The 21,813-nt window shown below is 43.5% G+C and carries 19 protein-coding genes; 14 read left to right on the forward strand and 5 right to left on the reverse strand.

All coding sequences use genetic code 11. The features are described from left to right. Positions 1 to 206: 206 nt before the first annotated feature. Positions 207 to 1,208, reverse strand: coding sequence for an asparaginase (locus H3V00_RS00795; protein WP_198206674.1), 1,002 nt, complete (start codon positions 1,206 to 1,208; stop codon positions 207 to 209). A gap of 112 nt (positions 1,209 to 1,320) precedes the next feature. Here H3V00_RS00795 and gltX point away from each other — a divergent pair, with 112 nt between their 5' ends. The 3 genes from gltX to H3V00_RS00810 all read left to right on the forward strand — a co-directional run bounded on the left by gltX (position 1,321) and on the right by H3V00_RS00810 (position 5,895). Next, a complete protein-coding gene (gene gltX, locus H3V00_RS00800) occupies positions 1,321 to 2,712 on the forward strand; it encodes a glutamate--tRNA ligase (protein WP_171991470.1) in 1,392 nt (463 codons plus the stop codon). Between the two features lie 257 nt (positions 2,713 to 2,969). After that, positions 2,970 to 4,076 (forward strand): tRNA 2-thiouridine(34) synthase MnmA, encoded by a 1,107-nt coding sequence (mnmA, locus tag H3V00_RS00805; RefSeq protein WP_025330338.1) that lies wholly within the window; start codon positions 2,970 to 2,972, stop codon positions 4,074 to 4,076. A gap of 154 nt (positions 4,077 to 4,230) precedes the next feature. Next, positions 4,231 to 5,895, forward strand: a complete 1,665-nt coding sequence (locus H3V00_RS00810) for an AMP-binding protein (RefSeq protein WP_025330339.1) — start codon at positions 4,231 to 4,233, stop codon at positions 5,893 to 5,895. 554 nt (positions 5,896 to 6,449) lie between these two features. Here H3V00_RS00810 and purE read toward each other — a convergent pair. From purE to H3V00_RS00830, 4 genes are read right to left on the reverse strand one after another with little or no spacing between them, the layout of a single operon-like run. Then, positions 6,450 to 6,947 carry a 5-(carboxyamino)imidazole ribonucleotide mutase gene (purE, locus tag H3V00_RS00815; RefSeq protein ID WP_025330340.1) on the reverse strand — a complete coding sequence of 166 codons (498 nt, stop codon included), beginning with the start codon at positions 6,945 to 6,947 and terminating at the stop codon, positions 6,450 to 6,452. Next, positions 6,944 to 7,642 carry a hypothetical protein gene (locus H3V00_RS00820; protein WP_051506406.1) on the reverse strand — a complete coding sequence of 233 codons (699 nt, stop codon included), beginning with the start codon at positions 7,640 to 7,642 and terminating at the stop codon, positions 6,944 to 6,946. The genes purE and H3V00_RS00820 overlap by 4 nt, the downstream gene beginning before the upstream one ends. A 27-nt stretch (positions 7,643 to 7,669) precedes the next feature. After that, positions 7,670 to 8,338 carry an O-methyltransferase gene (locus H3V00_RS00825; RefSeq protein ID WP_084586785.1) on the reverse strand — a complete coding sequence of 223 codons (669 nt, stop codon included), beginning with the start codon at positions 8,336 to 8,338 and terminating at the stop codon, positions 7,670 to 7,672. 17 nt (positions 8,339 to 8,355) lie between these two features. Beyond that, complete coding sequence (locus H3V00_RS00830) at positions 8,356 to 8,541, reverse strand: DUF3460 family protein (protein WP_025330343.1); 186 nt, start codon at positions 8,539 to 8,541, stop codon at positions 8,356 to 8,358. 204 nt (positions 8,542 to 8,745) lie between these two features. Here H3V00_RS00830 and pcnB point away from each other — a divergent pair, with 204 nt between their 5' ends. The 11 genes from pcnB (at position 8,746) to H3V00_RS00885 (ending at position 21,332) form a co-directional block, all read left to right on the forward strand. Next, a complete protein-coding gene (gene pcnB / locus H3V00_RS00835) occupies positions 8,746 to 10,080 on the forward strand; it encodes a polynucleotide adenylyltransferase PcnB (protein WP_084586784.1) in 1,335 nt (444 codons plus the stop codon). Beyond that, on the forward strand, positions 10,077 to 10,592 hold the full coding sequence (gene folK, locus H3V00_RS00840) for a 2-amino-4-hydroxy-6-hydroxymethyldihydropteridine diphosphokinase (RefSeq protein ID WP_198206673.1): 516 nt from the start codon (positions 10,077 to 10,079) through the stop codon (positions 10,590 to 10,592). Before pcnB ends, folK begins: the two co-directional genes overlap by 4 nt. A 19-nt stretch (positions 10,593 to 10,611) precedes the next feature. Then, positions 10,612 to 11,244 (forward strand): deoxynucleoside kinase, encoded by a 633-nt coding sequence (locus H3V00_RS00845; protein WP_025330346.1) that lies wholly within the window; start codon positions 10,612 to 10,614, stop codon positions 11,242 to 11,244. Positions 11,245 to 11,792: 548 nt separating this feature from the next. Next, a complete protein-coding gene (panB, locus tag H3V00_RS00850) occupies positions 11,793 to 12,584 on the forward strand; it encodes a 3-methyl-2-oxobutanoate hydroxymethyltransferase (protein ID WP_198206672.1) in 792 nt (263 codons plus the stop codon). Positions 12,585 to 12,756: 172 nt separating this feature from the next. Next, a complete protein-coding gene (gene thiD, locus H3V00_RS00855) occupies positions 12,757 to 13,581 on the forward strand; it encodes a bifunctional hydroxymethylpyrimidine kinase/phosphomethylpyrimidine kinase (protein WP_025330349.1) in 825 nt (274 codons plus the stop codon). A gap of 93 nt (positions 13,582 to 13,674) precedes the next feature. After that, a complete protein-coding gene (gene ung / locus H3V00_RS00860) occupies positions 13,675 to 14,334 on the forward strand; it encodes a uracil-DNA glycosylase (RefSeq protein ID WP_025330350.1) in 660 nt (219 codons plus the stop codon). A gap of 72 nt (positions 14,335 to 14,406) precedes the next feature. Next, positions 14,407 to 16,404: a DNA helicase Rep gene (rep, locus tag H3V00_RS00865; RefSeq protein WP_100125280.1), complete on the forward strand. Its 1,998-nt coding sequence runs from the start codon at positions 14,407 to 14,409 to the stop codon at positions 16,402 to 16,404. An 87-nt stretch (positions 16,405 to 16,491) separates the two neighbouring features. After that, positions 16,492 to 16,974 (forward strand): peptidylprolyl isomerase, encoded by a 483-nt coding sequence (locus H3V00_RS00870; RefSeq protein ID WP_025330351.1) that lies wholly within the window; start codon positions 16,492 to 16,494, stop codon positions 16,972 to 16,974. A gap of 192 nt (positions 16,975 to 17,166) precedes the next feature. Next, positions 17,167 to 19,860, forward strand: coding sequence for a bifunctional [glutamate--ammonia ligase]-adenylyl-L-tyrosine phosphorylase/[glutamate--ammonia-ligase] adenylyltransferase (gene glnE / locus H3V00_RS00875; protein WP_198206671.1), 2,694 nt, complete (start codon positions 17,167 to 17,169; stop codon positions 19,858 to 19,860). Positions 19,861 to 20,001: 141 nt separating this feature from the next. Beyond that, positions 20,002 to 20,670, forward strand: a complete 669-nt coding sequence (hda, locus tag H3V00_RS00880) for a DnaA regulatory inactivator Hda (protein ID WP_025330353.1) — start codon at positions 20,002 to 20,004, stop codon at positions 20,668 to 20,670. After that, a complete protein-coding gene (locus H3V00_RS00885) occupies positions 20,667 to 21,332 on the forward strand; it encodes an HAD family phosphatase (protein ID WP_198206670.1) in 666 nt (221 codons plus the stop codon). The genes hda and H3V00_RS00885 overlap by 4 nt, the downstream gene beginning before the upstream one ends. The last annotated feature ends 481 nt before the right edge of the window (positions 21,333 to 21,813 follow it).

Consider the following 21,813-nt stretch of genomic DNA (forward strand, 5'->3'; position numbering starts at 1 on the left):
AATGATTAATTTTAAATGAAATTTTTTGGAAAATTTGAACAGTTTTTCAACGAAAGTTTCTAGTAATTGAGGATACAAAAAGTTGTTAATAGCTTTTTATAGTATCGACGATACCGGACTAAGCTATCAGAAGCTGTTTATTAACAAAAATTTTGCAGGATTAATCGGTTACAGGGTAAGCCGGATAATCCTGCAAAAGTAAATATTTAAATCAGCTTCTGTGTATGCAGCAGATTTTCAATTTGTTCTTTATTCCAGTTATTGCTTACAGCCAGTGTCAGGATAGCCACAGCAGTTTCCAGATTACATTTACCGCCGTTGATAACGCCGGCTGCACGCAATTCATGTCCTTGTGCGTAAACAGCAGAGGCACATCCCTGTAAAACCTGACTGATATTCAGAACAGGTATAGATTGCTCACTAATCTGTCTGATTGCAGCCAGAAAATTCCTATCATTAGGTGTATTGCCATTGCCATAGCTTTGTAAAATTACTCCGTCAGGCGGATTGTGAGTAAGACTGGTGGTAATCATTGCCAGATTAGCACCCGGAGTCAGAGTAAAGCAGTGAATTCTGGCTGATGTACTGATGTCATATTGTGCAGATAGGTTTGAATTGCCGGCAACAGGCAGATTAGTATTAAACCATCCTTCAGATTCTGACCATTGAGCCAAGGAACCAAACTGCGGATTGGCAAATGCGTCTGCCTGTTCTGTACTGATTTTGCTGCTGCCGACAGCCGGCCAGAGCTGTCTGTTAAAGGCAATGGCAGTTTGGGTAAAACCCGGCAGGCTGAATGCAGCTAGTGCAGTACGCAGGTTTTGTGGTGCATCACTGTTATCAGCTTCCAGGGGTAGCATGGCTCCGGTAAGGATAATGGGGATATTCAGTTTCGGCCGTGCCAGCGCAATTATATTGGCACTGTAGGCCATGGTATCGGTACCGTGCAGAATGAGCAGACCATCATAATTTTCAGCTTTGCTGTCTATCCAGTTAAGCCATGTCTCCCAGTTTGAAAGGGTAATCGCTGAAGAATCAATCAGTGGTTCACAAATAAACCAGTCGCATTTGAGCTGGTGACTGTATTCCTGAAAAATGGGCGCAGCCAGGCTGGCAAGATTGGCAGCCGGAGCCAGTCCGGCCGGTGTTTGCTGCATACCAATGGTTCCGCCAGTGTAGTAAACAGCCAGATGTTTCGGGGAGTTCATATATGCAGCCTTTCATACGGTTACTGGTATTAGTGCAAGCATATCACGAACGGGTTTTGTTTACTCTGGCTTACGCGTACAATAAGGTTTTTTCTGTGTCTGAAGAATGGTAATCATGATTCGTACTCGTTTTGCTCCCAGTCCTACCGGTTTTTTGCATATTGGTGGTGTGCGCACTGCTTTGTTCTCTTGGGCATTTGCACGTAAACATCATGGTAAGTTTATATTACGAATTGAAGACACGGATCTGGAACGTTCTACGGCTGAATCAGTGCAGGCAATTATGGATGGTATGCACTGGGTTGGTCTGGACTATGATGAAGGTCCGTTTTACCAGACAAAGCGCTTTGACCGTTATGCAGAAGTTTTACGTGAGTTAGTGGCTTCCGGTCATGCCTATTATGACTATACCAGCCGTGAAGAACTGGAAGCAATGCGGCAGGAAGCTGAGGCACGTGGTGAACACTTCTGGTATGACCGCCGCTGGCGGCCGGATGAAGGCAAAACACTGCCGCCTGTACCCGAAGGTGTTCAGCCGGTTGTACGTTTTAAAATGCCGCTAACTGGTGAAACGGCATGGGATGATTTGGTTAAAGGTCATATTGCCATTGCCAATCAGGATCTGGATGATCTGATTATTGCGCGTGCCGATGGTACGCCTACCTATAATTTCTGTGTAGTTGTAGATGATTATGATATGGGTATTACGCAGGTTATCCGTGGTGATGACCATGTCAACAATACACCTAAACAGATTAATATTCTTTTGGCTATGGGTGCAGCTTTACCTCAATATGCTCATTTGCCGATGATTCTGAATGAAAAAGGCGCAAAAATGAGTAAGCGCCGGGATGCAGTTAGTGTGGTTGATTATAACCGGCAAGGTATTTTACCGGAAGCTTTACTGAATTATCTGGCACGACTCGGCTGGGGACATGGTGATGATGAATTCTTCACGATGGAACAGTTTGTTGAATGGTTTGATTTAAAAGATGTCAGCCCTTCAGCCAGCCGTTTTGATCATGAAAAGCTGTTGTGGCTGAATGCGCAGCATATTAAAGCCAGTGATAATTCCCGTCTGGCTGAGCTGGTGCGTCCGCGTCTGACACAGCAGGGCATTGAAGTGACTGAGCAGCCGGATTTGGCTGAAGTGATAGCACTGGTTAAGGAACGTGCTCAGGATTTAAATCAGCTGGCTGAAGAATGCAGATATTTTTATGCTAAAGCCACTCCCGGAGAAAAGGAAGTAGCTAAACACTGGGATGCTGATGCTCCGGCACGTATGCAGCGCTTTGCAGCCCTGCTTGAACAGTTATCACACTGGGATGCGGAAAGTATTCACGCTCTTTTTGCACCATTTTGTGAAACAGAAAATATTAAAATGGGTAAATTGGGTATGCCTTTACGTCTGGCTGTATGTGGTACAGGAAAAACCCCGTCGATTGATCAGGTGCTGGCTTTATTAGGGCGCGATGAGGTATTGCGCCGTCTGCGTCAGAACTGAGTTTGATTTGCATTTACACAGGCTGCCGGTCTTGTGATTATTTGTCTACAGACAGATATTACAGTACCGGCAGTCTGTGTTATTTAGGCTAATAGTATTGAGTAAAAATTTTTTTTGTGTAAATAAAAAGCTGATTATGGATGTAAATTGTGTATTTATGGCATTTTTTGTAAGTTTGATACACAATTAATTATGCCGGCAGGTTGCTGCTGTGTTCTGCCTGTGGCACAATCTGCGCCGGTTTTGGATGAATGTAAATGAATACAAAAGCAAATTTATCACAACGTATTGTTGTTGGCATGTCCGGTGGAGTGGATTCATCGGTTACAGCCTGGCTGCTCAAGCAGGGCGGTTATGATGTGCGCGGTGTCTTCATGCAAAACTGGGAAGACGATAACGATGACGAATATTGTTCTATCAAGCAGGATTCACTGGATGCAGTAGCAGTGGCTGATCTGATTGATATGGATATTGATATTGTTAATTTTGCAGGTCAGTATAAAGATAATGTCTTTGCATATTTTCTTCAGGAGTATCAGGCTGGTCGCACACCCAATCCTGATGTATTGTGTAATGCAGAAATTAAATTCAAATGTTTTCTGGAACATGCGCTGAACGGTGGTGCAGATCTGATTGCAACAGGACATTATGCACGTAAGGATGTACGCGATGGCGTACATTATCTGCTCAAGGGGCTGGATCAGAATAAAGACCAAAGCTATTTTCTGTATCGACTGCAACCATACCAATTACAGCGTGCATTGTTTCCGCTGGGTGATCTGGAAAAATCTGAAGTACGCCGACTGGCGGAGCAGGCTCAGTTACCCACAGCCGGAAAAAAAGACAGTACCGGAATCTGCTTTATTGGTGAACGTCCGTTCAGACAATTTTTACAGCGTTATCTGCCTACTAATCCGGGTGCAATGGTGACGCCGGAAGGTAAAATTGTAGGTGAGCATGAAGGACTGATGTATTACACACTGGGGCAGCGCAAAGGTTTGGGTATTGGTGGCGACGGTGAGCCATGGTTTGTTGCCGGAAAAAATTTGTCGGATAATGAGCTTCTGGTTGTACAGGGACATGATCATCCACTGTTGTTCAGTCGCAGCCTGATTATGCATGATTTAAGTTTTACGACACCAGAACGTCCGGCAGAAGGGCGCTATGGCGTGAAAACACGTTACCGCATGCCTGATGCGGCGGCTCAATTGCGTTATCTGGCTGATGATTGCGCGGAACTGGTGTTTGATGAACCACAATGGGCAGTGACACCCGGTCAGTCTGCTGTACTGTATGCTGGCGCTGTGTGTCTGGGTGGTGGTATTATCAGAGATACCGACAGTCATAGTATTCAAAATAATTAATTTAATCACTTATATCAACAGACTGGCTGGCTACAGTCAGTCATCTTGCAGACAATGCTGATGTTCTGATTTGATGTTTTCTTTGCAGTCTGTTTTGACTGATATTTCCTTACTTCACTTTAAATTAGACGCATTGTTGCAGAGGAAAAAGATAATGGAAAAAATCTGGTTACAAAGTTATCAGGAAGGGGTGCGGGCAGAAGTAGATGTGCGTGCATATTCGTCAATTATTGACGTTCTTGACACCAGTGTGAAGAAATTCGGCCCGCAGCCAAGCTTTTCCAATATGGGTACTACACTCACGTATACTCAAACTGCTACTTTTGTAAATCAGTTCACCTCATATTTGCAGAATGTACTGAATCTGCAAAAAGGTGAGCGGGTAGCAATTATGATGCCTAATGTATTGCAGTATCCGATTGCGGTATTTGGGGTGTTACAGGCTGGCGGGGTAGTTGTGAACGTCAATCCTCTGTATACGCCGAGGGAATTAGCTCATCAGTTGATTGATTCCGGTGCGACTGCGATTATCGTACTGGAAAATTTTGCGCATACTGTGGCTCAGGTTCTGGAGCAGACTGCAATCAAGCAGGTGATAGTGGCCAGTATGGGCGATATGCTTGGCTGGCTGAAGGGTACTGTAGTGAACTTCATGCTGCGCAAAGTCAAAAAAATGGTGAAGCCTTTTCAGATTGAGGGGGCAGTTACTTTTCTGCATGCTCTGGAATTAGGGAAAAAACAACGTTTTACTCCGGTACCGCTTGAGCTGGAAGATTTGGCTTTGTTGCAATATACCGGCGGAACAACCGGTATGTCTAAGGGCGCAATGCTGACGCACGGTAATATTGTAGCCAATATGCAGCAGGCATCAGAATGGATTAAGGCAAATCTGGTGCTCGGAAAGGAAGTAGTAGTAACACCGTTGCCGCTATATCATATTTTTTCACTTACTGTGAATATTATGATCTTTGCTAATGCCGGTTCCAAAAATATTCTGATTACCAACCCGCGTGATATTAAAGCGTTGGTTAAGGTTCTGAAAAACAATCGGGTAACGGTAATGAGTGGTGTTAATACTCTGTTTAATGCACTGATTCATAATGAAGAATTTAAAACGATTGATTTTTCAACCTGGAAGCTTGTGCTAGGTGGCGGAATGGCAACTCAGAAAATGGTGGCGCAGGAATGGAAAGCCATTACGGGTGTGCCCATTATTGATGCTTATGGTCTAACTGAGGCCAGCCCCGGCGTGTGCGCTAATCCGCTGAATAATCCTGAATATACGGGTACTGCCGGTTTGCCGGTTTCGAATACAGATATTGAAATTCGTGATGATAACGGCAAGGTTCTCGGGGTTGGTGAAGTAGGCGAGTTATGGGTTCAGGGGCCGCAAGTAATGAAAGGCTACTGGAACCGACCAGAAGAAACAGCTAAAGTTCTTGATAGCCGTGGTTTTGTGGCTACCGGTGATATGGCTGAAATTGATGCTAAAGGTTATGTAAAGCTGGTAGATCGCAAAAAAGATATGATTCTGGTATCGGGTTTTAATGTATATCCGAATGAGGTAGAAGAGGTTGTAGCCGCTATGCCTGAGGTGCTGGAAGTAGCTTGTATCGGTGTACCTAATGAAAAATCAGGCGAAGCAATCAAGTTATTTGTAGTAAAACGAGATCCGAATCTGACTCGTGAACAAATTATTGCCTATTGCCGCCAGAATCTGACCGGCTATAAAGTGCCTAAAGATATAGAGTTTTGCTCAGAACTGCCCAAATCTGCTGTAGGAAAAATTTTGCGTAAGGATTTGCGAACAGAAAAATAATATTTTGTTATAAAAAACGGATACTGCTAATATAAGAGCAGTATCCGTTTTTTATTCAGTAAATAAAATGTAATAATTTATTTATTATGGGTATCAAATATAATAAATGATATAAACATATTTATAGGTTTTATTTGTTTAATATCCAAATCCTGTCTGGTTGTAATAAATAAATGAATTTACTAATTTTTTAGCTTAATTTATTGTTAAACTGAATCTTAAATCAGTCCAATTCTGATTGTAATTCAAATGGAATATTTAATTTAGAATGAATATTTTTAGTACTTGTTGTTGGCAATAATAAGAAAGCTGGAATTTTATTTTTAATTTTAAATTGTATTCTACTTTCAGTTATTTAGCAGAAATTCTTTAGATTAAGTTGATAACTAAAAAACTGATATTGCTTTCTGGAGCTGATTCTAATCATGTAAATATGCTCATGCTACTGAGGATAATAGTCAATTTTCTTTCTTATTTGAATACAATTAATATCAATAGCATAATGATATTATTCAGTATATTTATGCAGCAAATATGTCTGAATTAAGTAGTAATCAGGCTGAAATGCTGGGTAAATTCATATCCAGAACACTTTGTTTCTGGCTTTCACGAAATTCTGCCAGTTTTTGTGCCAGCTGCGGATTGTCATTGGCCAGCATGGAAATGGCAAATAAAGCAGCATTGGCTGCACCAGCTTCACCAATAGCAAAAGTGGCTACTGGTACGCCTTTAGGCATTTGGACAATAGACAGTAGTGAATCTTCACCGCGCAAATATTTACTTGGTACAGGTACGCCCAGAACAGGAACGGTGGTTTTGGCAGCAACCATGCCCGGCAGATGAGCAGCCCCTCCGGCGCCGGCTATAATCGCTTTCAAGCCTCGGGAACGGGCGGTTTCAGCGTATTCAAACATTAAATCCGGAGTACGGTGTGCGGATACAACCTGTATTTCATAAGGAATACTGAATTGCTGCAGAAACTGCTCTGCCTGCTGCATAATCGGATAGTCACTATTGCTACCCATAATAATGCCGATTTGCGGAGTGTTCATCGAGTTCCTTTTTTGATTGGTAACAGGTTTTTTAATTGATGCCTGGCTTTAACAGCGGCATTACTGTTGGGATAACTACTGATAATGTGCTGATAAGTAAGGCGGGAAATATCCTGCTGCTGTAAATGAGTCTGACATTGTGCCACCATATAAAGAGCGTTGGCACTTTGACTGTTTTGCGGATAAAGGCTGTTAAAGCGCTTGCCGATATTAATTACTGATTCACAATTATTCAAACGAGAATGGTTTTGCAGCAGCAGCCACATGCGCTCTTGTGCCTGGGCGCTGCCATTGCCACCACTATCAGCGTTTTTCAGCAGACGAATGCTTTGGCTATAAAGACCGGCATTATATAGCCGGCGTGCTTCGCTGGTATTATCATTAGTAGCGGAGGCTTTGACCGGAGTAGTGTGGCTGACCGGAGTACGTACATTCAGGTAGCGCGATAATGTATCTTGTTGCTGACGAATATCATTCATCTGGTTTTGCAGGCCATTGATCTGTATCTGTAAAGCATTCAGCTGCGCCTGAATCTGGCCAATCTGTTCAGTGGATTGGTTACTATTTGTGTGTACTTCTTCCGCCGCAGAAGTGCTAGTCACAACAGAGGAGGATGGTAGGTTACTGCAAGCACTGATGCAAAATGTAACTATCAGGATTAGGCTGAAATGGTATTGATTTAAACGTGAATTCATGTATTTTTCTCCTCTGGTTGTTTGTTATTATCTTTTCTGAATAAGTGTTAAACCATCACCAAGTGGTATAGTTAACGGAATTATCCGCGTATCGTTTATCAGGCCGGCATTGAACTGACGCATGATATGAACACTTTCTGATTCATTAGCGTTGGCTGTCTGTGCAACACGACCGTGCAATAAGACATTATCAATGGCGATAATACCGCCGGGACGAACCAGTTGCAGGCAGCGCTCAAAATATTGAGGAGTGGGTATCTTATCCGCATCTATCAGAGCAATATCGTAATAATTGTTTCGATTACTTGTAATCAGTTTATCGAGGGTTATTATTGCCGGCTGCAGATACAGCTGGATTTTATGGCTGACATTAGCCTCTTGCCAGTAGCGGCGGGCAATATCGGTATAGGTTACGTTAATATCACAGGCAGTGATATGTCCGTCTTCCGGCAGTGCCATTGCCATAGCTGTACTACTGTAACCAGTAAAAACACCAATTTCCAGATAGTTGCGAGCCTGAATCATCCGTGCAAGCCATACCATTAATTGAGCCTGTTCCGGTGCGATACTCATATTACCCTTGCGATGCCGTGCCGTTTCAGCACGCAGCTGTGCCAATAGTGGCGCTTCTGCAGGGTTTATTCCGGCAAGATATTGCCTCAGCTCCGGGGTATTCAGACAACCGTTCTGGCTCATAACGGGTTAAACAGAGATTATTCAGTTAGATAGGTATAACCTTTTTTCGGCAATTTGGCGGCAGCAAAGTTTGCTTCATCTTCCGGATTGAGCTGTACATCCCATAGCATGCCGCGATGTTCGATTTGTGCTTGTGCTTCTTCCGGGTGCTTAGTTAGAAATTCATTCAGAAACTGGGTAGTGTCAGACTGATAATTATACATATCGGTTTCTTCTTACATGATGAGTTCAGAAACGGGTGTATTATATACAAAGTAGGCAGTGGTAGTGAAGAAAATGCCGGCAGATTGCACTTGTCCGTGCGGTGAGGAATGATGAGATACGGATAGATAGGTTATACTATAGTACTTTATCGGTCGTGGTTGCTGCGGCACGCGAGTATTTTTTCACAAGCTTTTGTATTATTTATGCTAACAAAGTGGTTACACAAGGTTTTGCCGAGAAAGTCTGCCCGGCGTGGCAAAAGGCGGGAAATCTCATTGGCACAACACCATATTCAGGCAGATGATCTGAGTTTTGCAGCGGAAAAGGTTATCACCCGCTTGCAGAAGGAGGGTTATCAGGCTTATGTGGTAGGTGGTGCTGTGCGTGATTTATTGCTTGGTGTGACACCTAAAGATTTCGATGTGGCAACAGATGCTACACCCGAACAGATACATAAACTTTTCCGGCGCAGCCGCATTATCGGCAGGCGTTTTCCGATTGTGCATGTTATGGTTGGTCCGGAAACTATCGAGGTAACAACTTTTCGGGGCGGGGCAGTCAACAGCCATAATGAGCTAGGCCGGATTATGAAGGATGTGAGTTTCGGTACGCTTGAACAGGATGCAATGCGCCGGGACTTTACTGCCAACGCTCTATACTATGATCCGAAACAGCAGGTAGTTCTGGATTTTCATCATGGCGTTGAAGACATACTTAACCGGCGTCTGGTAATGATAGGTAATCCGGCTGAGCGCTATCAGGAGGATCCGGTGCGCATGCTACGGGCAGCCAGATTATCTGGCAAACTTGGCTTTACCGTAGATAAACATACATCTAAACCGATAGCTGAATGTGCGCAGTTGTTAAAGCGGGAACCGCCGGCACGGCTATTTGATGAAGTACTGAAAATATTGTTCAGTGGTTATGCACAGGCATGTTTGCGCCAGATGAATAATCTTGGTCTGAAAGATATTCATCCTCTACTTGATGCATTAATGCCGGGCGGCGAAAGTAATGATAATATTGTCGCATTGGCTCTGCACAATACTGACGAACGCCTGCGGGCAGATAAATCTGTATCTATGGGCTTTGTACTGGCGGCTGTATTATGGCCGCATATCAAAACAGTATGGCAGCGGGAACTTAATAGTGGTATGCGCTCCAGTGCGGCGATGAATGCGGCGATTACTTCAGAACGTCAGCATGTAGATAAAAACTGGGGTGTGCCGCAGCGATATAGTGTAACCATGCGTGAAATCTGGAGTTTGCAGCCGCAGTTTGAAATTATGCGCGGGGCGCGTCCTTACCGCTTACTCGGACAGCCGCGTTTTCGTGCTGCTTTTGATTTTATGTGTTTGCGTGCCAGTCTGGGCGAATTATCACAGGAGACAGTTCAGTGGTGGCAGGCTTTTCAGCATGGTTCAGATGTAGAGCGTGAGCAATTAATTCGTACTGCTTCGCAATCAGAAAAAAATTCAACAAGACAAAAAAGATACCGTAACAGACGTACCAACAAACCTAAGCAGGAGGAAGCATGAATTTAGTTACAGCGGTAATTGCTTTAGGGGCTAATCTTGATAATCCACGTAAACAGGTTGAAACAGCTCTGGCAGCTTTGAATCAGATCAAAGAGGTTCGGGTCAAGGCAATTTCACCACTTTATATTACTAAGCCGGTAGGGATGACTGATCAGCCGGATTTTGTCAATGCTGTTGTTCTGGTTCATACCACTTTAAGTGCTCATGAACTATTAAATTCTTTATTGGATCTGGAAAACCGACTGGGACGGGTACGTGAGGTTCCAAACGGACCGCGAGTGATTGATCTGGATATAATTGATTATGATCATCAGGATATTAATGATGCGGATCTGACACTGCCGCACCCGCGTGCGTGTGAACGTGCTTTTGTAATGGCACCGCTGGCTGCAATTGCGCCTTATTATGTAATTGGTACTCATGACAGTGCTTCTGTGGTGGCCGCGGCATTATTAAAGAAACAGCCGGATGCAGTAACTATAATTACTGAAATTACTGACGAACAGGAATAAAAACAGGGGAGCAGGGAGTATGGATTATCGCTACATTGTCGTAGAAGGATCTATTGGCAGTGGAAAATCAGCTTTAAGCCGCCGTCTGGCACAATATTTTGATGCTCTGCTGCTGTCGGAAATTCCGGAAAGCAATCCGTTTCTGGAAAAATTTTATCTGAATGCGACTAATCACGGGCTAGCCACAGAGATGCATTTTTTAATGCGTCGTTGCGAGGCAATAAATGTGATTTATGCAGAGGATGAGCGACGCTCGCGGGTTATTGCTGATTTTCTGCTTGAGAAGGATCAGATATATGTGCCGGTAATTTTGCGTGAAGAGGAACAGACTCTGTACTGGCAAATTAAGCAAAAAGTAATGCCGAAATTTCCGGTTCCGGATCTGGTGATTTATCTGGAAGCTGATGACGAGTTGCTTGATAAGCGTTTGCGTCAGCGGGATGACGGAATGGTTAATCTGTTTCCGGCTGGTTATTTACAGCAAATTCACGCTGAGTATCGCCGGTTTTTCCATTTATATCAGCATGCTCCGCTATTGATTGCTAATACTAATGAACTGGATTTTCTTGGTAATGACGATCATTTTGAACTGTTGCTCAATACCATTGCCAATATGCAGGGCAGCCGTAATTATCTCAATTTAAGCGAATAGTTATTTAAAATTGTTTGGTGAAATAATTATTTCCGTTGTCTGCGTGGATATTTCAGTCAATCTGATTTGTCGTAAATTAGCTATATCGGCATTTTATGCTGTTTAATTTGAGTAAAAAAATATCAATGACATTATTCTGTTAATTTGGTATTTATTTTCTCTTTGCGATGGATTTCAGACTTACAAACTGTACTTTTTATAGAAAAAAGTACAGTTTTTGTATATGGAATTGCAGAATTCGGATACGTATTTTTCCGGCATTACCGAGGATGAAATTACTGGTTTAGTACCAACATTGGATATATCCATATTAGATAAATAATTTTAAAGATATTCCAGTCATCAGATGGGAATAAAGGATGGCAAAATATTTGTTAATCTGTTCTGGTTTGGCTGTAGTCTGTGGTATTTTGCCGGTCATTACAACTAGCCGGATATTTGTTGTAACAAATTTGGGTTTCTTTAGCCGGAATGCAGGTTAAAAATAAATAAGCTGTTATTACCGGCAGTATTTTCTGATAAAACATAAATAGCGGATTTATCTGTATATGCATACTATTCATACTTTAAGGAAAATGAAGGCAGCCGGTGAAAAAATTGCCATGCTGACTTGTTATGATGCCAGTTTTGCCCGTCTGATGAGCGATGCCGGTGTTGATATATTGCTGATTGGTGATTCGCTTGGTATGGCGGTACAAGGGCAAACATCTACTATACCGGTTAGTGTTGATGATATCTGTTATCACACGGCTGCTGTAACACGAGGTAATCAACAGGCAATGATTCTGGCTGATCTGCCTTTCGGTGCCTATCAGCAAAGCAAAGAACAGGCTTTTGCTGCTGCAGTACGCCTGATGGTTGCTGGTGCACATATGGTGAAACTGGAAGGAGGTGCATGGATAGCAGAAACCACACAGTTTTTACAGCAGCGAGGTATTCCGGTATGTGCACATATCGGTCTTACGCCGCAATCCGTTCATACACTCGGTGGCTATAAAGTACAAGGTCGTGGTGAAGCCGCGGCACAATTAATGGCCGATGCTCAGGCTCATGCACAGGCTGGTGCTGATATGGTATTAATGGAGTGTGTACCCGGCCAGCTGGCAGCAGAGGTGACAGCAGCACTTAGCTGCCCGACAATCGGTATTGGTGCAGGTGTCGACTGTGACGGACAAGTTTTGGTAATGCATGATATGCTGGGTATTTATCCGGGTAAAACAGCTAAATTTGTCAAAAATTTTATGCAGGATCAGGATAGTATTCAGGCAGCTGTCAGTGCTTATGTTCGCGAAGTAAAAGCAAAAACTTTTCCGGCAGCAGAACATATTTTTGCTGATTGAAAGTTTGAATTAAATTTCTGTTTTTAATTGAAAATATTATATTTTTATGTGGTTTTTTCTTTACAAATAGTCAATAGGCATATTTTGCGGATATTTATACGGGCTTGTTTTTTTTTCTGGAAGTATATATAAGTTAATTCGTTGACAAATAAAAATTTTCAGGGAGATGCTTATGGCGCTCGCCAAGCCTTACCCCCGTGCTTTAACTATTGCCGGATCTGATTCCAGTGGCGGAGCAGGTATTCAGGCGGACTTAAAAACTTTTGCTGCGCTGGGCGCATATGGTACCAGTGTGATTACAGCCATCACTGCACAGAATACTTTTGGCGTACAGCAGGTTATGGTAGTAACGCCGGATATGATAGAGGCTCAGTGTGCGGCAGTGATGTCTGATATTCGTATTGATGCGGTCAAAATCGGTATGCTGGCTGATATTGACAGCATCCGTACGGTTGCTCAATCACTGCAACAATATCATCTGCCTTTTACTGTACTGGATCCGGTTATGGTGGCTACTTCCGGTTCAGCTTTGTCGATAGAAAATACTGTGCAGACAATGAAGCAATTGCTGATGCCGCTGGCTGATATTCTGACACCTAATCTTTTTGAACTTTCTATCATGACACATAAGCCGATAGCCACTACGGACAAAGAAATGCTCGAACAGGGACAGATTTTACTGGATGAAGGCTGTCATGCAGTACTGGTAAAAGGCGGGCACCGTAATAATTCTGAAGATGCTGCAGACTGGCTGATGGAACGGGATAATGAACCGGTATGTTTTAAAAGTCTCCGGATTCATACTTCACATACTCATGGTACCGGCTGTACTCTTTCAGCTGCGATAGCCGCTTTGCGACCACAGCATGAAAATCTGGCCAATACAGTCGCAGCTGCCAAAAGTTATGTACATGGTGCGATTGAGGCAGGGCAACACTGGCATCTGGGACATGGGTATGGTCCGTTAGCGCATTTCTGGCGTATAAGGCATGATTAGTAGTTTTGCCGCTATGCTAAAATTGGCAGCTTGACCGGTATAAGGCCGACTGCAAGGCATAAATTGCCTTTTTATCAGACAGGGGAAGTTCTAATGCAGACATGGCATCAGGCAATTGGTGCAGAAAAACAGCAACCATATTTTCAGCATATTCTGGAAACAGTACGTGCTGAAAGGCTGGCCGGTAAGGTGATTTATCCACCGGCACAAGATGTGTTCAATGCGTTTAAGGCAACTGAATTTGCCCAGGTTAAAGTGGTTATTCTTGGTCAGGATCCTTATCATGGTCCGCAGCAGGCGCATGGTTTGTCTTTTTCTGTACGGCAAGGTGTAGCCATTCCTCCTTCACTAGTCAATATATATAAAGAACTGGCTGAAGATATACCCGGCTTTCGTATTCCGCAGCATGGCTATTTGCAGCACTGGGCAGAGCAAGGTGTATTGTTGCTTAATACCGTTTTAACCGTGCGCGCCGGTCAGGCACATTCACATGCAGAGCTGGGCTGGGAAACTTTTACCGACCATGTGATTGCTGTCTTGAATGCTGAACGTGAACATATTGTATTTATGCTTTGGGGCAGCCATGCACAAAAAAAAGGTGCTATGATTGACCGGAAAAAACATCTGGTATTAACTGCACCTCATCCGTCTCCTTTATCTGCATACCGTGGTTTTTTCGGATGCAGGCATTTTTCACGGGCTAATGCATATCTGCAGGAGCACGGAATAAGCCCGATAGACTGGCAATTGTAAGATATCCGGCTGACCAGAAGCCGGCCTGATAAACAGTACGGTTGTGTTTTTGCCGGAAACATCAATAAAACCATGTTAAATCTGAATCCGCAACAACACGAAGCTATTCACTATCTTGATGGACCATTACTGGTGCTGGCTGGTGCCGGCAGTGGTAAAACGCGTGTTATTACTGAAAAAATTGCTTACCTGATTACACAAGCACACTATCCTGCCCAGCAGATAGCTGCAATTACTTTTACTAATAAAGCGGCACGGGAAATGCAGGAGCGTGTTGGTCATTTATTAAGTAAACCGCAAACCCGCGGTTTAACTATATGTACTTTTCATTCGCTGGGTATGCGCTTTTTGCGTGAGGAAGCAGCAGCTGCGGGATATAAAAAACAATTTTCTATTCTCGACAGTGCCGATGCGGGCAAAATCATCAGTGAATTACTGGGCAGCACCGGCAGGGAAATGGTGTTTAAAGCCCAGCATCAGATTTCACTGTGGAAAAATAGCCTGCTTTCTCCAGAAGCTGTTATTCGGCAGGCTGATGATACATGGACACGTCAGATGGGACAGTTATATGCCTCTTATCAGGATACTCTGACCAGCTATCAGGCAGTAGATTTTGATGATCTAATCCGGATACCGGTTGAGCTGCTCCAGTCACAGGCAGATATTCGCTATAAGTGGCAGCTTCGTTTGCGTTATCTGCTGGTAGATGAGTGTCAGGATACCAATACCTGTCAGTATGCGCTGATGCGTCTGCTTACCGGTGCAGAAGGTAAGTTTACTGCCGTAGGTGATGATGATCAGAGTATTTATGCCTGGCGTGGTGCCAATATGGAAAATCTGCGTCTGCTGCAACAAGATTATCCGGATTTAAAGATTATTAAACTGGAGCAGAATTATCGTTCTACTGCACGTATTCTGCGTGTAGCCAATCAGGTGATTGCCCATAATCCCAAACTTTTTGCTAAAACATTATGGAGTGAATACGGGTTGGGTGACATGATTGATGTTATTGCCTGTAAAAATGAGGCTCACGAAGCTGATGTAGTCGTCAGCAGAATTGCTCATCAGAAATTGATTGGTGGTGATGCCGTACATTACCGGGATTTTGCGATTTTATATCGGGGTAATCATCAGGCGAGAGTTTTTGAAGAGGCATTGCGCAGCCGGAGAATTCCATACAGACTTTCAGGCGGACAAAGTTTTTTTGATAAGGCCGAAATCAAAGATGTACTGGCTTATGTTCGTTTACTTGCTAATCCGGACGATGATCCGGCATTTCTGCGCGCAGTAACGACACCACGGCGAGGAGTAGGTGAAACCACACTGGCTAAGCTGAATAATTATGCCAAAGTAGCACAATGCAGTTTATTTGAAGCTGCACGCAGTATGGATGCGCTGGCAGAGTTGTCAGCAAAAAGCCGTGAACCGTTACAGCAGTTTATGGCTTTGCTGGCTGATTATCAGGCACGTGCTACTGTGGAAGATGCCGGACAATTGTTGCACAGTTTGCTTGCCGATATAGCTTATGAAACACATTTGCTCAATACAGAGGAAGGACGGGCCGGAGAAATTAAATGGCGCAATGTGCAGGATTTGCTCAGCTGGATAGGCAAAAAAGGTGAAGAAGATGGCCGGAATATTCTGGAAATAGCCCAGACTATAGCACTAATGACATTGCTTGATGGTAAAGAAGATGAAGATGCAGATATGGTGAGTATGTCCACTCTGCATGCGTCTAAAGGTCTGGAGTATCCGCATGTGTTTCTGGTAGGCTGTGAAGAAGGAGTATTTCCGCATGCTGACAGTATCGAAGAAGGCAATATTGATGAGGAACGCCGGCTGATGTATGTGGGTATCACCCGTGCGCGGCAAACTCTTACTCTTACACATTGTCATAAACGCAAACGTGCCGGTTCCTGGGAATTTCATGAACCCAGCCGTTTTATTGATGAAATGCCGGGCGAAGATATTCGTTTGCTGGGACGTAAGGGCAGTGAACCCATTGTTAGTCAGTCGGAAGGTAAAAGTATTCTTGCCGGAATGATGGCACGGCTGGATAGTCTGCAATAGCAGTCTGTAACGTCATGTGGTTTGCACCATTACATGTTAAAATACAAATTGTTTGCTGCCTGTGCAGCTTGATTATGGAAAAAAATTATGAAAATCGCCAAAAATTCTGTTGTGACACTGGACTATGAAATGTTCAATGCTGATAACCAGCTGATCGATAAAACTGAAGAACCGATTAGCTATTTGCACGGTGGCTATGACGGTATTTTTCCGTTGGTTGAAGAACAGTTACATGATAAGACGGTTGGCGATGTAGTAGATGTAAAACTGGCACCAGATGATGCATTTGGCGAACAGGATGAAGATCTGATTCGTATTGAACCATTGGATGTGTTTCCGGTTGAAGTTGAAGTGGGCATGATGTTTGAAGCAGATGACCCGGAAACTGGTGATGTAATGGTTTATCGTATTACCGATGTAGCAGATGGTAAAGCTGTAGTCGATGGTAATCATCCGTTGGCTGGACAGTGTATTCGTTTTAAAGCAACAGTAAAAGACATTCGCCCTGCTACGGCTGAGGAGCTGGAACATGGTCATGTACATGGAGCGCATGATCACCATCATCACTAATTAGTTACATCATTGGATAATTAAATCTGAAAAAAGGAAGTTTCGCCGAAAGCGCAAACTTCTTTTTTTATTTCCGGCAATATTCAGCTTCTCACTGAAATACTGCATGTTATTGTCTCTGAATTACTGATTCACAGTATTAGTTTCAGACGGTATGATAAACCATGCATTCATATTCTTATTAATGCCATTATGACTCCCGAACAAATTCTTGCAGCAGCACGTCCGTATTCATTGTTTCTAAGCCGTTTACTGGATAATCAGTTACTTAATACAGACAAACTTTATCCTTGGCTGGAGCGGCAACTGACCATTGATGATTTCCGGAATTTCGCTGACTGGGCGCAATTACAGAGTAGTGAAAATGAAGATGAACTGGCACGCCAGTTACGCCTGCTGCGCCGTTATGTAATGGCACATATTATGGCTCGTGATTTGGCGCGGGTAAGCGATTTAAATGAAGTCACTGTAACTATTACCCATCTGGCGGATTTCGCTATAAATATTGCTGAGCAGTATGCACATGCCTACTATGCTGGTTTGTACGGACAGCCAGTCGGCCAGTACAGCGGGGATAAGCAACGCCTTAGTATTGTAGGTATGGGGAAAATGGGTGGCTATGAGCTGAATGTATCTTCTGATATTGATTTAATTTTTGTGTTTCCGGAAGCCGGAAATACTGATGGTAAACGACAGAAGAGCAATCAGGAATTTTTTACAAAAGTCGGACAGAAAATCATTGCTTTGTTAAATGATATTACCGGAGATGGTCAGGTCTTTCGGGTTGATATGCGTTTGCGTCCAGATGGTGATTCTGGAGCTCTGGTAATCAATGAAACCGCACTGGAGCATTATCTGATTCAGCAGGGACGGGAGTGGGAGCGTTATGCATGGACAAAGGCGCGTCTGGTCACTGACTATCCGAATAATATTGCTGCACTGGTACGACCTTTTGTATATCGCAAATATCTGGATTTTAATGCTTATGACGGCATGCGCAACCTGCATAGGCAGATACAGCGTGAAGTTACCCGTAAAGGTATGGCTGATAATATCAAACTTGGTGCCGGTGGTATCCGTGAGGTGGAATTTGTTGCCCAGATATTCCAGTTAATACGGGGCGGACAGGTACGCAGCCTGCAATTAAAAGGTACACAGGAAACGCTGCATGCTTTGCTTCAGCACGGTATGCTGTCGGAGGATAGTGTCGATACATTACTGAAAGCCTATTATTTTTTGCGGGATACCGAACACCGGCTGCAATACTGGGATGACCAGCAAACCCAGATGTTACCAACTGGTGAAAAGCAACAGCAAATGCTGGCACAAAGTATGGGATACAGCGACTATAAGGATTATCTGGCTGCCCTGAATCAGCACAGACAGGCTGTGCACCAGATTTTCGAAGCAATATTTACTGAACCGGAAGACAAAGCCAAAGTAAACGATCCGGATATGCTGCGTGTATGGCAGGATGAAAGTGACAACAAAGAAAAAATCGCTTTGCTGACTGCGCACGGGTTTGATGCGAAAAATGTATTGCAGCGTCTGCAACAACTGCATCATGGTAGTCAGTACCGCCAGTTATCGTCCACTGCGCAACAGCGCTTTGACGAAATCATACCGTCAGTGCTTAGTATTGCCGCAAAATGTCCGCAAGCAGATGTCACTTTAGCCCGTTTACTGGATTTTCTTGAGGCCATCGGCCGGCGCAGCTCTTATCTGGCATTTATGCATGAGCATCCTGAGGCTCTGGAAAAACTGGCTGGTTTAATGAGCCAGAGCAGCTGGGTGGCTACTTATCTGCAGCAGCATCCGGTATTGCTGGATGAGCTGCTCAGCAATGAATTAATGCGTATAGATACTGATTGGGCAGCTCACTCGATTGAACTCGAGCATCAGCTTAATGAGTGTCACGGTGATGTTGAAGCCCAGATGGATGTTTTACGCCGGTTTCAGCATGCATGGACTTTCCGTCTGGCTGTGCAGGATCTGGCTGGCTTGTGGACAGTTGAGTCCTTATCTGACCAGCTTTCCGCTTTAGCAGATCTGATTATTCAAACTGCACTTACAAGAGTGTGGACTGAGTTACCACGCAGGCATACTGATACTGCGCACTTTGCTGTGATTGGTTATGGCAAATTAGGCGGCAAAGAGCTGGGCTATACTTCTGATCTGGATTTGGTTTATGTATTTGATGATAATCATCCGGATGCTGTCGATACTTATACTCGTCTGGCACGCCGCTTGACCAGCTGGCTCACTGTTCCGACTGGTGCCGGCATGCTCTATGATATTGATTTACGTCTGCGTCCGAACGGAGATTCCGGTTTTACCGTCACACATATACAGGCTTATGAGCGCTATGAACGTGAAAGTGCATGGACATGGGAACATCAGGCTTTAACACGTGCCCGCTTTATTGCCGGAGACAGTGTAGTTGGCAGACGCTTTGATGCTATACGGAATGAGATACTGTGTCGTCAGCGTGATGCGGAACAGCTTCGGAAAGAAATTATTGCCATGCGCGAAAAAATGTTCCCTACACATCCCCCAGTTGACAGTAACGTAAAATATGCCCGCGGCGGTGTCGTTGATGTGGAATTCATTGTGCAGTATCTGATTCTTTCTTTTGCACATCAGTATCCGCAATTATTACAAAATTATGGCAATATTGCTTTACTCAGTATTGCTGCTGAGCTGGGGCTGATTGACACTAAACTGGCGGAAGGCAGCCGTACTGCGTATCGTTATTATCGACAGCTACAGCATAACACCCGTCTTCGTGACGCAGTCACTACGCCCATAGATGCTTCCTTACTTGAATATTATCAGATAGTGAAGAAACTATGGAAACAGGTATTTGCCGCCGAACCGTCGGAGTAAATATTTTATCTGTCGGTTTTCACTTCCGTTAAATATAAAATCCTTATTCATCAGTTAAATTCCATCGTTATGCTGCTTGATATGAACTAAGCAGACAGCTACAATCAAAGGTCGCACTAGCTTTCAAACTGGTCTACTGTAGTGAACCAACTGATATTTGACTTTGACGATCGTAGCTATCCCGGATTTGATAAATTTCTTGGTCATACCAATGCGGAACTGATTTATGTGTTACAGCATCAGGCTGACCCGTTTATCTTTGTCTGGGGGGAAGCAGGCAGTGGTAAAAGCCACTTGCTCAAAGCATGGGTGGCACAAGCACAGTCACGCGGGCTGAAAGCTGAATATGTTGATGCAGCCAGAGAAGGCCTGGGACACTGGCTGTTCGATCTGGATTGTGTTGCCGTAGACCAGATTGAATTACTCAGTGCCACTGAACAGCAGCAACTATTTTCTCTCTTCAACCATTTTCGCAACAGCCGGCACGGTAATCTGCTTTTAAGTTCAGCAATCCCCCCTCAGCAGCTAATGATCCGTGAAGATTTACGTACACGCATGGCCTATTGTCTTGTCTACGAAATCAAACCATTAAGTGATGAAGAAAAATTCAATGCTCTGGTAGGCATGGCTCACGCACGGCAAATACCGGTTGACGCAGAAGTAATCCGCTATTTGCTGGCTCACTGGCGCAGAGATCTGGATAGCTTGCTTCTGATGCTTAATACCCTGAATGATTATTCACTGGCGCAGGGTCGACGCATCACTCTTACATTATTGCGCCAGTTACTTAAACAACAGGAAAATGCATGAATCTGGCTATTTTTGACCTTGACCACACACTGATTAACTGTGATTCAGATAATGAATGGCCGAAGTATCTGATGCAAAAAGGGCTGGTAGATAAATCGTTTGTTGACATGAAAAACGACAAATTTTACCAGGATTACCTGAATGGCTGTCTGGATATTGATGAATTTCTGAAATTCCAGCTTGCACCACTGGCGCGCTTTAGCCGCGCAGAGCTGGATGAAATGCATAATGAGTATATGCGCGATTTTATCGTGCCGCATATTTCTACTATGGCTAAAATGCTGGTACAAGGACACCGCGATGCTGGTGATGAAATGCTGCTTTTGTCTGCTACTAATGAATTTATTATCGCACCCATTGCAAAAGCGTTTGGTATTCAGAATATTATCGGCGTGCAGTTAGAAACAGATGCAGATGGTAACTATACCGGACACTATACAGGTACGCCCAGTTTTAAAGAAGGCAAAGTTACCCGCTTGCAGCAGTGGCTAGCACAGCGCGGGCAACAACTGGACGATTTTAGTAAAGTGTATTTTTACAGTGATTCGCATAATGATTTGCCTTTGCTCAATTTGGTAACTGATCCGGTTGCCGTTAATCCTGATGAGAAACTGGTGCAGTATGCCCATCGCCATGGCTGGCCGATTCTGAATTTTATGTAATGATGTATCATAACTTTGGCAGACAGCGTACAGATTTCAGTCTAAGTGATCGCTATCAGTCCGCTTTACGTGATTTAAATGCAGCATGGCTGGCCAATTGAAATGGAAGGTGGCAATTATCAGATACTGGATAATCCTAAGCTGGCTGTAAAAAACTCTATGTTGAAATTCATACTAGTCTGAAGCCGGCGTTCCTGATATCAGATGCGCCTGCTTATTGATATACCAGTTAAAATTTGCTGAAATCATTGTCTGATTAATAGCATAGTTTTTATTTAAATAAATCATATTCTGAATAATATGGTCAGATTATAAAACTATAATTTCTCTTACAAATTAGTTTAACTGAACTGTATTTCCTGAATTTATATAAATTAATCAGCAGGTTGTATTATATGAAATATAATGATTCAGACTGAATATAAATTAACCGGTAAAAATAATTTTAATAAATACTGACTGTTGTTTTATAAAAATAAGA

This window comes from Snodgrassella sp. W6238H11 (assembly GCF_016100525.1).
In the GTDB taxonomy this organism is placed as follows: Bacteria; Pseudomonadota; Gammaproteobacteria; order Burkholderiales; family Neisseriaceae; genus Snodgrassella; species Snodgrassella alvi.

What these genes read in the sequence shown, in the direction of transcription:
- H3V00_RS00795 (WP_198206674.1), bottom strand. Translation starts at nt 1,208, where the DNA reads ATGAACTCCCCGAAACATCTGGCTGTTTACTACACTGGCGGAACCATT.
- mnmA (WP_025330338.1), top strand. Translation starts at nt 2,970, where the DNA reads ATGAATACAAAAGCAAATTTATCACAACGTATTGTTGTTGGCATGTCC.
- H3V00_RS00810 (WP_025330339.1), top strand. Translation starts at nt 4,231, where the DNA reads ATGGAAAAAATCTGGTTACAAAGTTATCAGGAAGGGGTGCGGGCAGAA.
- purE (WP_025330340.1), bottom strand. Translation starts at nt 6,947, where the DNA reads ATGAACACTCCGCAAATCGGCATTATTATGGGTAGCAATAGTGACTAT.
- H3V00_RS00820 (WP_051506406.1), bottom strand. Translation starts at nt 7,642, where the DNA reads ATGAATTCACGTTTAAATCAATACCATTTCAGCCTAATCCTGATAGTT.
- H3V00_RS00825 (WP_084586785.1), bottom strand. Translation starts at nt 8,338, where the DNA reads ATGAGCCAGAACGGTTGTCTGAATACCCCGGAGCTGAGGCAATATCTT.
- H3V00_RS00830 (WP_025330343.1), bottom strand. Translation starts at nt 8,541, where the DNA reads ATGTATAATTATCAGTCTGACACTACCCAGTTTCTGAATGAATTTCTA.
- pcnB (WP_084586784.1), top strand. Translation starts at nt 8,746, where the DNA reads ATGCTAACAAAGTGGTTACACAAGGTTTTGCCGAGAAAGTCTGCCCGG.
- folK (WP_198206673.1), top strand. Translation starts at nt 10,077, where the DNA reads ATGAATTTAGTTACAGCGGTAATTGCTTTAGGGGCTAATCTTGATAAT.
- H3V00_RS00845 (WP_025330346.1), top strand. Translation starts at nt 10,612, where the DNA reads ATGGATTATCGCTACATTGTCGTAGAAGGATCTATTGGCAGTGGAAAA.
- panB (WP_198206672.1), top strand. Translation starts at nt 11,793, where the DNA reads ATGCATACTATTCATACTTTAAGGAAAATGAAGGCAGCCGGTGAAAAA.
- thiD (WP_025330349.1), top strand. Translation starts at nt 12,757, where the DNA reads ATGGCGCTCGCCAAGCCTTACCCCCGTGCTTTAACTATTGCCGGATCT.
- ung (WP_025330350.1), top strand. Translation starts at nt 13,675, where the DNA reads ATGCAGACATGGCATCAGGCAATTGGTGCAGAAAAACAGCAACCATAT.
- rep (WP_100125280.1), top strand. Translation starts at nt 14,407, where the DNA reads ATGTTAAATCTGAATCCGCAACAACACGAAGCTATTCACTATCTTGAT.
- H3V00_RS00870 (WP_025330351.1), top strand. Translation starts at nt 16,492, where the DNA reads ATGAAAATCGCCAAAAATTCTGTTGTGACACTGGACTATGAAATGTTC.
- glnE (WP_198206671.1), top strand. Translation starts at nt 17,167, where the DNA reads ATGACTCCCGAACAAATTCTTGCAGCAGCACGTCCGTATTCATTGTTT.
- H3V00_RS00885 (WP_198206670.1), top strand. Translation starts at nt 20,667, where the DNA reads ATGAATCTGGCTATTTTTGACCTTGACCACACACTGATTAACTGTGAT.